Below are 12,678 nucleotides of genomic sequence, written 5' to 3'. Positions count from 1 at the left end.
TTCACCGAAGTGAACATGCTTTTCAAAAATCTCCACCAATACAATTTGACAGAGACCCATAATTCTTAGAGACCTCACATTTCTAAAAAAAGAGAAAGCGCCTAAACGAAACGCCTTCCCTTAATTCTTTGAGTTATTTTGTTGTTTTAGTCCGTGAGATAAAGACCAGAGTAATCGAAGTTCACACCAGCAGTGTTGTAAACCTCACCCTTCAACTTAGTGTTCCACAATTGTGAAGCTGCTTGTTGATAAAGTGGCACAATGCCTTGTTCCTGCATCAAAATCTTTTCGGCTTTAACCAAATCATCCCAACGTTTTTCTTCATTGTTGGCATCCGTTGTGCTAGAAGCCTTGATTAACTTGTCATATTCTTTGTTACTCCAGTTTCCGTTGTTATTCGAGTTACCAGTTACAAAGAGTTGCAAGAATGAAATTGGATCAGAGAAATCAGCACCCCAGCCAGTAATGACAGCGTCGAACTTACCATTTGTTGAGTTTGTTAAACGTGTCTTAAATGGAATATTTTGAACAGAGACCTTAACATTGCTGCCTAATTTTTCGATTTGTGACTGCAAGAATTCGTTTGTCGCTTTACCTGCAGCAGTATCATCAGCCATCAATGTAAACTTGAGGCTTGTCATGCCTTCTTCTTTCAAACCTTCTTTAAGCAATTGACGAGCCTTGGTCAGGTTTTGCGTCACTGCAGATTTGACCTGTGCTTCCTTCGCAAAATCTTCACCGGTCTTCGGATTTTCTGCTAAGCCAGCGGAAACATATCCAAGTGGATTTTGTGAGCCATCAGCCAAAACTTTTTTCGTTAACTGTGTACGGTCAATAGCCATAGAGATTGCTTGACGAATCTTCTTGTTTTGGAAGTACTTATCTTTCTTCTCATTTAATTGCAGGTAGAATGTCGAAGCTTCCTTACGTAACTTGTAAGCCTTGTTGTTCTTATATTGAGCAACCTGTGTCCCTGTAATAGTTGTGACGTCGAGTTTCTTACTATTATAAAGGTTCAATGCCGTTGAAGAATCCTTGACAACCTGATAGTTGATCGTATCCATCTTGACATTCTTCTTATTCCAGTAATCTTTGTTTTTAACTAACTTCCATTTAAGGTTAGTTCCTGTCCAACCCACCGACTTGTAAGGACCGTTGTAAACCAACTTGTTAGAAGCGGTTCCGTATTTAGAGCCGTACTTTTCAACCGCGTTTTGATTTTGTGGGAAGAAGAGTGCAAAGCCCATTAATAACTTAAAGTATGGAATTGGACGATCCAGGGTCACGACCAGCTTGTAATTTCCTTCTGCTTTAACACCCAATTGCTTGTAATTAACTTTCCCCGCAGAAATCTTATCGGCATTCTTAATACCAGAGAAGAGGTAAGCATACTCAGAAGCTGTCTTAGGATTAACAGTTCGTTGCCAAGAGTAAACGAAATCTTTAGCCGTCACCTTATCCCCATTGCTCCATTTAGCGTCTTTACGTAACGTAAAGGTGTATGTTTTCTTATCCTTGGAAACAACTGTCTTAGTAGCTAATGCATTATGGACTGAACTATTTTTACCTAAGCGATAAAGTCCTTCTTCCGTATTAGCTAACTGTGTCAACCCAATTGTATCCGTAACTTTTGAAGTATCCATAGTTGGAATTTCAGAAGCAACCATAAAATTCACAGATTGTTTTTTTGTCGTATCGCTGTTTTTCGAACCGCAGGCGGCTAAAACGAACGTCGAAGCCAAGGCAACCGCACCAAGCTTGACTGCTGATTTCATCTTCATAAAAGACAACTCCATTTCTATTTTTATCCTAATTTGTTTGCGCTTTTAAAACTGATATTATCTTACATTAAATTAAGATTAAATACAATGGTTTTTGTTATTTAATTTTAATTTTATGGCATAAACTCATTAATCTATTTTCGCCAAAAGTCCATCAATCTCGCGCAGATTAACGCGTTCTACCCTGATTATTATTTTTTAATTTTTACTCATCAAAAAAGAGATTGCTTTTTTGCAATCTCTTCAAAGTCTATCATTTTACTTTTGGAGATAAAGTTTTGAGTAATCAAACTCGTTACCAGCAGTGTTATAAACCACACCCTTTAGTTTGGTATTCCAAAGTTGTGAAGTAGCTTGTTGATAAAGCGGCACAATTCCTTGATCCTTCATCAATAATTTTTCAGCCTTCACCATATCATTCCAACGTTTCTGCTTGTTGTTGGCATCCGTTGTGTTGGAAGCTTCAATCAACTTATCATATTGCTTATCACTGTAGCTGCCATTATTTTGGGCATTACCAGTTACAAAGAGTTGTAAGAATGAAATTGGATCAGAGAAGTCGGCACCCCAACCAGTGATGACAGCATCAAACTTACCATTGGAAGAATCTGTCAAACGCGTCTTGAATGGGATATTTTGAACGGTGACCTTGACGTTACTCCCCAACTTCTGGATTTCCGACTGCAGAAATTCGTTTGTGGCTTTACCAGTTGTCGTGTCATCAGCCATTAAAGTAAACTTCAAACTGCTCATGCCCTCTTCTTTAAGGCCTTCCTTTAGAAGTTGACGTGCTTTCGTCAAGTTTTGCGTAGCAGCTGATTTGACTTCGGCTTCTTTGGCAAAGTCCTCACCCGTCTTAGGATTTTCAGCCAATCCGCTGGATGCCAATCCGGTTGCGTTTGTAGAACCATCGGCTAACACTTTTTTCGTCAATTGGTTTCGATCAATTGACATGGAGATGGCCTGCCGAATCTTCTTATTCCTGAAGAACTTATCCTTCTTTTGGTTAAGTTGCAGATAGAAGGTTGAAGCCTCTTTGCGAAGCACATAAGCCTTATTATCCTTGTACTGAGCCACTTGCGTCCCTGTAATCGTCGTGACATCAAGTTTCTTACTATTATACAAGTTCAATGCGGTGGAAGAATCTTTGACAACTTGATAATGAATGGTATCCATCTTCACATTCTTCTTATTCCAGTACTCGTTATTCTTAACCAGTTTCCATTTAAGGTTAGTGCCAGTCCAACCCACTTGTTTGTATGGCCCATTGTAAACTAATCGATTTGAAGCGGTCCCGTACTTAGAACCATATTTATCCACTACTTTTTGATCCTGTGGGAAGAAGACGGAAAAGCCCATTAACAGCTTAAAATATGGAATTGACCGGTCAAGAGTCACTGTCAATTTATATTTACCATCTGCTTTAATGCCCAGCTTCTTATAGTTCATTTTGTTAGCCATAATCTGATCCGCATTCTTGATTCCTGAGAACAGATAAGCATATTCGGAGGCTGTCTTTGGATTTACAGTACGACGCCACGAGTAAACAAAGTTTTGCGCCGTCACCTTATCACCGTTGCTCCAGTGTGCATTTTTCCGAATGGTAAACGTCCATGTTTTGCCATCCTTAGATTCCTTGGTACTTGTAGCTAATGCGTTATGTACAGAACTGTTTTTCCCTAATCGGTACAAGCGTACAAGCCCTCATTAGTATTGGCAAGTTGGGTCATGCTGACGACATCATCCGCCTTCGAAGTATCCATGGTTGACATTTCTGCCGACTCCATAAAGTTCACTGACTGTTTTTTAGCAGTACTACTACCTTTAGCGCCACAAGCAGATAGAACAAATGTTGAGGCTAAGGCCACGACGCCCAACTTCACCGCTGATTTAACTTCCATAAGCAATTTCTCCTTTTTCCATTTTTGGAAAACCGATCGGGGCCTTCTTTTTTAAACGACCTCATTATAAGTTAGAAGAAAATGAAATTCAATGGTAAACACTAATCTTTTTTTAATTATTTTAATTATCATTTCATAATAACTGCATGTTTTCTTAATCTCAGCAAAATTGTGAACTTTTTTAGAGTCAATCGAAATACTTAAGCGCGTGTGACCACTATGCTATACTGAGGTCATTAAAGAAGAATTCGAGGTGTTCACATGACTGAAAAAGTTATTATTGCCGGACTTGAATTGCCCAATCAAGATTTGGATTACGCTATGGAGGAACTTTCTGCCCTGGTAGAAGCCAACAACATGGAAGCAACTGAGAAGGTAATCCAAAAATTAGAACGTCCTAACCCTGCCACCTATTTTGGTACCGGGAAGGTCACAGAACTTCATGAATTGGGTACAGCGACCGACGTCCAAACACTAGTCGTTAATGCAGAACTTTCGCCCAGTCAGATCCGTAATTTGGAACAGGAATCTAAACTCTCTGTCATTGATCGAACCGGTTTAATTCTAGAAATTTTCGCGAATCGGGCACAATCTCGTGAAGCAAAACTTCAGGTTGAAATTGCCAAACTAAATTATCAAATGCCCAGATTACGGACAAGTTCTTCACAGCGTTTAGACCAACAGTCAGCCGGTGATGCCGGTGGCGGCTATACCAACCGTGGTGCTGGTGAAACGAAGCTGGAAATGAGTCGGCGTACCATTCAGCAACGGATCAATAACCTCACCCACGAGCTCAAGGAAATGACCACCTCGACTGCTGTCCAACGCAAGAAACGTGACCAGGCTGGCTTACCAAGTGTTGCCCTCGTCGGCTACACAAATGCTGGCAAATCAACAACAATGAATGGTTTAGTCCGTATGTACGGGAAAAATGATGAGAAACAGGTTTTTGAAAAGAATATGCTCTTCGCAACTTTGGATACCAGTGTTCGTCAGTTAACTTTCCCCGATCAAAAGCAACTGCTATTAAGCGATACGGTTGGATTTGTCAGCAACTTACCACATCAACTGATCAAAGCGTTCCGCTCAACTCTAGCCGAGGCCGCTCAAGCAGATTTATTAGTCCAAGTCGTGGATATTTCTGATCCTCATTTTCGGGAAATGATCGAAACCACTAATGAAACGTTGCAGGAAATCGGTGTGACCAAGGTGCCAATGATTGTGGCTTTCAACAAGGCCGATTTAGCAGACGTAACCTATCCTAACTTTGAGAGTACCGATGAATTAATCTATTCGGCGCGCGACAAACGTTCCTTAGTCATGTTAGCAAATATGATTAAGCAAAAAGTCTTCACAGGTTATCGTGAGGCCACCTTCTTAATCCCATTTGATCAAGGACAAGTTGTCGATTACTTGAATCAACATACCAATGTGTTAAAAACAGACTATAAAGAGACCGGTACCGAAATCACTACTGAATTAAGCAGTGAAGATTATCACCGCTATGAAAACTATCTTGTTGCGGGTACGGTCGAATAACACGAAGTGCGAGAAAAAGTTGCTTTAACCTCGCGTAGCCTACTTATCCATGCAACTAGGATCACTAAATCGATAAGTTACTATGGCAGACTTAGAAGCCGAATGATTCAAAGAGCGAATCATTCGGCTTCCGTATTTATGCGGAGAAATCAGCCTTCCAGATTTCGGCAATTTTCGTTTGTAAGGTAGATAGAAGCTAGAATTTTTTAAGTTATCAGATAGCTTTACAAGATCTTATTAGAAGTATTACCTAGAAAAAAGCAAAGGTCTAACCCTCAACCTAAAATTACTGTTAATAATTTGTTGACAGCGTTCGCAAATAAACATATATCCAAACAAAATCTTTGCGTGAGGATACTAACTTGTCCAAGTTATTTATTTAAGTTACAATATTACTTAAATTAAATTTTGAGGAGGTAATCTTAATGAACAATGAAAAAGATGAAGTGACACTCAATCGTTCTCTTGGTCTTTGGTCCGCGCTGGCACTAGTCATCGGGACCATCATCGGCTCTGGCGTTTTTGTCCGCCAAGCAGCGGTCTTAGATGATGCGGGTTCGACGACAAATGCGATGTTAGCTTGGCTTGCGGGTGGGGTCATCACCTTGACCGCGGGCCTAACAATTGCAGAGATTGCCTCTCAAATGCCTAAAACAGGCGGTCTTTACTATTATATGGAAAAAATCTATGGGAAAGTCTGGGGATTTTTATCCGGCTGGATGCAAATTATTATTTATGGACCAGCCATGATCGCTTCATTAGCTGCTTATCTTGGCATCCTTTTAGTGGACTTCTTTGATATTCCAAGTGGATGGACAGTTCCAATCGCTTTGATCACCGTTGTCTCGGTAGCTGCTTTGAACCTTTTGTCCAATCGTTATGGCGCCACCTTTGCCATTATCACAACCTTTTGCAAACTCATTCCGGTAATTGCCTTGATTGGGTTCGGTCTTTTCTACGGCAAAGAAAATGCCTTTGCGCAAAGTTTTACGAGTGTTCACCAGTCGGCCGGCAATTTTGGTGTGGCCATCTTAGCAACTTTATTTGCCTTCGACGGCTGGATTTTAGTGGCTAATTTAGGTGATGAAATTAAGAATCCGGAAAAACGCCTTCCCCAAGCCATCACGTTTGGAATTATTTTGGTTCTCGCCATTTATTTACTTGTTAGCTTTGGCGTTTTCCGCAGTATGCCAGCAGAACAAATTCATAAGTTAGGCATCGGTGCCATCCCCTACATAGCCCAAAAAGATTTCGGTGCAATTGGTGGCAAGCTCTTGAGCATCGGCATCATTATTTCAATTGTGGGCTGTATGAACGGTAAAATTATGACCTTCCCTCGGATTATGTATGCGATGGCTCGTGATCACGAATTACCATTTGCCAAACCACTGTCTTATCTGAATCGCAGTACCCAAACTCCAATCATTTCAGTTCTGACGACCGTCGCAATTTCCGCCATTATGATCCTCTTTTTTGATGCGGATCGCCTTTCTGAACTATGTATTTTTACTGTCTACTGTTTCTATGTCATGACCTTTGTGGGTGTGTTTCTTTTACGCAAGCGTAATCCCCATTTAAAACGACCATTTAGCACGCCTTTTTATCCCATCACGCCGATTGTGGCCATTCTGGGATCCCTGTTTGTGATTATTAGTGAAATTCAGTCAGACCTTCTGGGCGTTTTGTTCTCCTTTGTTTTTGTTTTGATTGGATTTCCAGTATACTATTACTGTAAGCGTCACTATCAGCAATAAAACAGGAGGCGGAAAGCTTGATCAAAACTTATTCGGCAGACCAAAAACATCAATTTGACCTAACTTTGGTACAAGATTGTAGTGAGTCAGAAAAGCAGGATTTAGCCAGAACTTTTGGCATCCCTCCCGTCTTGCTTGAATACGTGGACGATAAAGATGAGCCGGCACGAATTGAGATTGGCTCTGAAAGTAATTACGTCCTTATGGTTTTCTGGGCACCATTAAAGGAAACTTCCCACTCAGAGCCCATTTCTATCATTTTTTATGATGAAAAATTGTTCATTTTTACGAGCTCAGAAATGGTGTTTGTTAACCAAACAATTGCTGAGTTATGGAAAAGCGCCTATGAAAAACGGATGGCGTTTATCTTGGATTTAATTTTACCGATTGTTCGTAAGTATATCGCGCGCATTTCACGTCTTGAGTACCGGGCTAATCAGTTGCAAGGCAATTTGAGCATGCGGAGTCGGATGAAGCACCTCGATGATTTAACGATTGTGAATCAGGATGCAATTTATCTTCGGGCTGCCGTCCAGGAGAATTCAAGCTGTTTTGATGAAATTAAATCGGTTTCCCAAAATACAGATATTCCCTTTGATAAAAAATGTTCACGAAAACTACACAACGTTCAGCTGGAAACCAATCAGGCCAGCCGGATGATCGGACTCATTTCCGAAAACGTGGAACAGCTCAGCAACACGTACGATCGTCTTATTAATAATAATTTAAATGATATTATGCGGTTCTTGACCGTTTGGTCCTTGTTACTGGCCGTGCCACCAATTGTAAGTGGGTTTTATGGCATGAATATGCATTTACCGCTCGTAAAGGGCTCGCTGGCTTGGTTAGCAACCCTAGTTCTGACCGCCATTTTAATGATTGGTCTGCTCGTTTATCTGCACAATCATCATTCAGCCTAAAAATTTCTGTGCACTATCGCTTTCTTAACAAGAACGGTGCACAGAACCAAAGCAGAAAAACGAACATTGTGGCTACTCTTTAGAAAATCGCAAGATTTCCCTCAAAATGGGTTTTTACATTTTTCTATAGCTTTACATCGATACAAATAAGCTCCCCGAGACAAAGCTCGTGCAGCTTATTTTTTTGCTTAATTTAGCAATTGGCCCATCGCGTCACTCATCAAAGCAATTCGGGGTTGGGTGAACCACCTTGATAAGTGAAGTGATGGGCCAATTTTTTAAGTGACCTATTTATTTTTTAGTAGTGCTAGCCAATAATTCTCGATACTGGGCTTCTTCTTCTTGGTTAGCGTAAACAAAATGTTCAGGTTTAATTTCAATAAATCTAGGCTTATCAGTTTCGTAGTGATGCATAGATGCATCGTACACTAAGAGCTTTTTCTTGCGTGCTAAGATGGGATCAGGAATCGGAACTGCTGATAATAGCGACTTCGTGTACGGATGTAGCGGATTGGAAAATAATTCTTCTGTTTTGGCAAGTTCCAAAATTCTACCATTATGAATAACCGCAATTCGGTCGGAAATAAATCTAACAACAGAAAGATCATGGGCAATAAATAAATATGACAGATTACTTTCTCGTTGAAATTTTTTAAGTAAATTCAAAATTTGAGCACGGATAGAAACATCTAGTGCAGATATAGGTTCATCTGCTACTACTAATTCTGGCTGCATAATTAATGCTCGTGCAATTCCTATTCTCTGCCGCTGACCACCTGAAAATTCATGCGGATATCTGTACAAGTGCTCAGGCAATAATCCTACCTCTTCGATCATGGACTTTACCTTGTTAATCCGTTCTTCTTCGGATGCAAACAAATTAAAGTTGTACAATCCCTCTGAGATAATGTAATCAACCGTCGCACGTTCATTCAAGGATGCAGAAGGGTCTTGAAAGATCATTTGAATTTTACGCGTAATTTCCCGTTTTTCCCGCACCGCCATAGCTTGATTTATGCGTTTACCATGAAAGGTAATCGTACCGTTTTTAGTTGGGTTAATTCCTAAAATTGCGCGCCCAATAGTGGTTTTACCAGATCCAGACTCACCCACCAGCGAAAAGGTTTCGCCTTTGTAAATATCAAAATTTACATCTTGGACCGCAACAAATTCTTTTTTCCCAGATCCAAATGCAATTTCAAGATTCTTCACAGAAAGTAGAACTTCATTACTACTAGTCAATTGTGGCTCCCCCTTCCTCAAAATTCATCGTTGCTTCAGTTTTCATCATTTCAACAAAATGTTCATGAAGATTCTGAATCAAAGCCGGCTTTTCAACTTTTGGTGCTCTTGGATCTAGCAACCAAGTTTTTGCCCAATGTGTATCTGAAACGCGAAACATTGGTGGCTCCTTTTTAAAATCAATCTTCATCGCAACTGAATTACGCGGCGCAAACGCATCACCTTCTATGTCCTTATAAAGTGAAGGTGGTGTACCGGGTATAGAATACAAACCTGCATCTTTTGTTGCTAATTGTGGTAGTGAAGACAAAAGACTCCACGTATAAGGATGGCGAGGGTCATAAAAGATCTCATCACAAGTTCCTAATTCAATTATCTGTCCTGAATACATAACAGCAATTCGATCAGCAATTGACGCAACCACACCCAAATCATGGGTGATAAAAATAGTTGTAAAGTGGTATTCTTTTTGAAGATCTTTTATTAATTCCAGGATTTGAGCCTGAATGGTTACATCTAAAGCAGTAGTGGGTTCATCACAGATCAAAATTTTTGGATGACAAGCTAGTGCCACCGCAATCACAATACGCTGTCGCATACCACCAGAATATTCAAAAGGATATTCATTATAGCGTTCTTTTGCATTAGGAATTCCCGTGCGTTCCATCAAGTCTATCGCGATTTTTTTTGCTTCTTTAGGGGACTTCTTTTGATGTTTGACGACAACTTCGGAAATTTGTGACCCAATAGTCCGAATGGGATCTAATGATGTCATAGGATCTTGAAATATTGTGGTAATACCCTTACCACGAATACCATTCCAATCGCTATCCTTTTTAAAGTCACTTAATACCTTATCCTCATACTGGATAGTTCCATTAGTAATTCTTCCGTTTCTTTCAAGCATTCCTGTGAAAGTTTTAGTGAGTACTGATTTTCCGGAACCCGACTCTCCGACAATTGCTAAAGTTTCTTGATCTCTCAAATCAAGTGAGACATGTCTTATAGCCTTTAACTGACGACCACGAACTTGAAAGTCTACAGAAAGATCTTTGACGGATAATATTGTCTTATTTTCCACTTCTGTCTACCTCCTTACATGTGTGTGCGTGGATCAGATGCATCTGCCAAATTTTGACCGACGATATACAGAGAAACAGTTATTAGAGCAAGAACTAGTACCGGTAGCCAAAATAGATAGGGGTAACTTGTCATGTATGGCGAATACTGCGAAATCAAACGTCCTAAAGAAGGCACATTGGAACTTAAACCTACCCCCAAAAAAGATAGAAAGACTTCATACGAGATAAAGGATGGTAGTAGTTGAGACAACTGGGTCACAATTACAGACGTCAAATACGGTAAGATATTTCTAAATATCATTCGTTGCGTTGGCGTTCCTAGAGTTTTGGACGCAATATTGTATTCCCGATCACGTCTCATCATTACCTGAACACGAATAAAATAAGCTGTTCCTAACCAAGTAGTAACTGTCATAGCAAAAATCAAGTTCCAAAAACCATTACCAAACGTATAGGATAAAACAATAATAATCAACAACGTTGGAACATTTGAAAATACATTATAGATTTCGAGCATTAAGCGATCGAAACGCTTTGAATTTCCCCAAAATGCGCCAACAATGACACCAATGATTGTTGTAATTAATGAAGCAATGACACCAATTGAAATCGATGTTCTAGCACCAGCCCAAATTGCATCAAATAATGACTTTCCATCCGCATCTGTACCAAACCAGTACTTCGCACTAGGCCAATTATAGCGGGCCCCAAAATTATTAATTTTACTTACATTCATCATATTATATCCACTAAAAAGTGGTTGAATAAACGACATAAGCAATATAATGACAATTAAGATAAACATTGCAATTGTGATTTTATTTGAAAAAAAGACTTTTGCTACAGATTTCCAGTATGAATACTTAGGCGTATCAATCTTTTCAGTTACCTTATCATCTATTTTAACAAGGGAAAAATCTTCATCTTTGATTTCTATACTGTTATCTGCCATCTTAATCATCTCCTGACGCTGATAATTTAATTCGTGGATCTACAATAGTCATTAGAATATCTCCTAATAAAATCGAGAATACGGCAATTGTAGTAAATATGAATACCAAGGCAATTACGATTGGATTATTGTGTGCTAGGATAGCATCCGGTAACATCTTCCCCATGCCAGGCATTGCAAAAATTGTTTCAGTCATCGTTGCACCACTAATTAATCCAATAATGGAACCTGGTAAGCCTTGAACAATTGGAATTGACGCGTTTTTAAAAATATGTTTTCGATAAATTTCGCCATCGGTTAATCCTTTTGCCTTAGCAAATTTAACATAGTCCGATGACTGTTGATCGATCATATACCGCCGGAACCAGATAATAAGGCCGGAAACAGAGAGCAATCCTAAAATAATTGTCGGAGAAATCCAAGAAGCTAGAACCTCGGCACCCTTAGTTGGAAATGAATCTGGGAATCCAAAGACCGCACTTCCTAAGTAACGGAAAGCATAGATAAAGGCAAGACTTGGTACCGCAATTAATACCGTAACAATCCCCGTACCAATCTTATCAAACCACTGCCCTTTATACCGAGCCATCAAAATTGCCATTGGTATCGAGATGACGTACGAGATAAGAAGTGCTACTAGTCCGGCTTTGAATGAAGTTCCTATCATCGAAGGATCCTGATATTGCTGCTCCGTATAGGTGTAATGATCACCATACCGTGCTTTAGCCATTGAATCTTGTTTTTTGGTTGGCTGATACTGTCTGGTATACACGTTGTCTGAACTATTCAATTTTTGACCATTCGGAAATGTATACACACTACTTTTTGCTTCGCCCTGTCGATTTCCAATAACGTTATTGACACTAATACCAGCATAGGTAGGATAAGAAGTGCCCAAATTAATATGAATTATATTTTGGTGAATGTAAGGAAAGGCCTTATTGAAATAGACTTGGTACTTATATTTCGTTCCTGATCCTACAAGCGCCCAACCTACTACTTTATCTTTTGTAATCTTAAGATAACGTGGCAGATTAGGATTCTTGGCGTCGTGAACTGCCCACGGTGTATCAATTTGAATCAGATTCCCATAAAACTTTCCTAAACGTTCCCAAAGTGGTAGTTCTCTTGTCACATAGTAATTTTTGCTTTGTGGATAACGATGAACTTCGAATCCATGGTCTTTAGCCCAGTTTTGGATCAGATTTTTGTTTCTCTCTGTATGCGCAGTTGTAATCTGTTTGCCAGATTTTTCCATTCGCGTAATCAGGGACTTGGTGTCTAAATACTCAATATAGTTCATTTTATTATACGCATTATCTTTGTAGTCAATCAGTTTATCAGGTTGTGAGTTTAACTTGCTGATCATCGAATCTGATTTAAAAACATCTCTTCTGGGTACTAAGGAATAAATAATAATGAACGTGAGCGTTGTAACTAAAAAGATACTGACAATAGATCTAATAATTCGAAATAATAAATATTTCTTCATAAACTTATTCCTCCT

8 protein-coding genes and 1 pseudogene are annotated in these 12,678 nt (G+C 39.5%); 3 read left to right on the top strand and 6 right to left on the bottom strand.

What is annotated here, in order from left to right:
• Positions 1–146 precede the first annotated feature (146 nt).
• Positions 147–1,781, bottom strand: coding sequence for a peptide ABC transporter substrate-binding protein (locus ACLJJ6_RS01980; protein WP_412989793.1), 1,635 nt, complete (start codon positions 1,779–1,781; stop codon positions 147–149).
• Positions 1,782–2,039: 258 nt separating this feature from the next.
• Positions 2,040–3,682, bottom strand: a pseudogene (locus tag ACLJJ6_RS01975) (peptide ABC transporter substrate-binding protein).
• A gap of 261 nt (positions 3,683–3,943) precedes the next feature.
• Here ACLJJ6_RS01975 and hflX point away from each other — a divergent pair.
• The 3 genes from hflX to ACLJJ6_RS01960 all read left to right on the top strand — a co-directional run bounded on the left by hflX (position 3,944) and on the right by ACLJJ6_RS01960 (position 7,895).
• Positions 3,944–5,221 (top strand): GTPase HflX, encoded by a 1,278-nt coding sequence (hflX, locus tag ACLJJ6_RS01970; protein WP_412989792.1) that lies wholly within the window; start codon positions 3,944–3,946, stop codon positions 5,219–5,221.
• Between the two features lie 425 nt (positions 5,222–5,646).
• Positions 5,647–6,975, top strand: coding sequence for an APC family permease (locus ACLJJ6_RS01965; protein WP_412989791.1), 1,329 nt, complete (start codon positions 5,647–5,649; stop codon positions 6,973–6,975).
• A gap of 17 nt (positions 6,976–6,992) precedes the next feature.
• Positions 6,993–7,895, top strand: coding sequence for a magnesium transporter CorA family protein (locus ACLJJ6_RS01960; RefSeq protein ID WP_412989790.1), 903 nt, complete (start codon positions 6,993–6,995; stop codon positions 7,893–7,895).
• 291 nt (positions 7,896–8,186) lie between these two features.
• Here the strand turns inward: ACLJJ6_RS01960 and ACLJJ6_RS01955 are convergent, their stop codons facing one another.
• Genes ACLJJ6_RS01955 through ACLJJ6_RS01940 form a run of 4 tightly spaced genes read right to left on the bottom strand, consistent with a single transcriptional unit; the run spans position 8,187 to position 12,663 of the window.
• A complete protein-coding gene (locus ACLJJ6_RS01955) occupies positions 8,187–9,137 on the bottom strand; it encodes an ATP-binding cassette domain-containing protein (RefSeq protein ID WP_412989789.1) in 951 nt (316 codons plus the stop codon).
• A complete protein-coding gene (locus tag ACLJJ6_RS01950) occupies positions 9,130–10,218 on the bottom strand; it encodes an ABC transporter ATP-binding protein (RefSeq protein WP_412989788.1) in 1,089 nt (362 codons plus the stop codon). The genes ACLJJ6_RS01955 and ACLJJ6_RS01950 overlap by 8 nt, the downstream gene beginning before the upstream one ends.
• A 14-nt stretch (positions 10,219–10,232) precedes the next feature.
• Positions 10,233–11,171, bottom strand: coding sequence for an oligopeptide ABC transporter permease OppC (oppC, locus tag ACLJJ6_RS01945; protein ID WP_412989787.1), 939 nt, complete (start codon positions 11,169–11,171; stop codon positions 10,233–10,235).
• Between the two features lies 1 nt (position 11,172).
• Positions 11,173–12,663, bottom strand: a complete 1,491-nt coding sequence (locus ACLJJ6_RS01940) for an ABC transporter permease (RefSeq protein ID WP_412989786.1) — start codon at positions 12,661–12,663, stop codon at positions 11,173–11,175.
• Positions 12,664–12,678: the final 15 nt, after the last annotated feature.

Source organism: Pediococcus siamensis (assembly GCF_047220215.1).
Lineage (GTDB): Bacteria > Bacillota > Bacilli > Lactobacillales > Lactobacillaceae > Pediococcus > Pediococcus siamensis.
The sequence above is the reverse complement of the archived record's forward strand: the minus strand, read 5'-3'. Positions and strand labels throughout refer to the sequence as shown.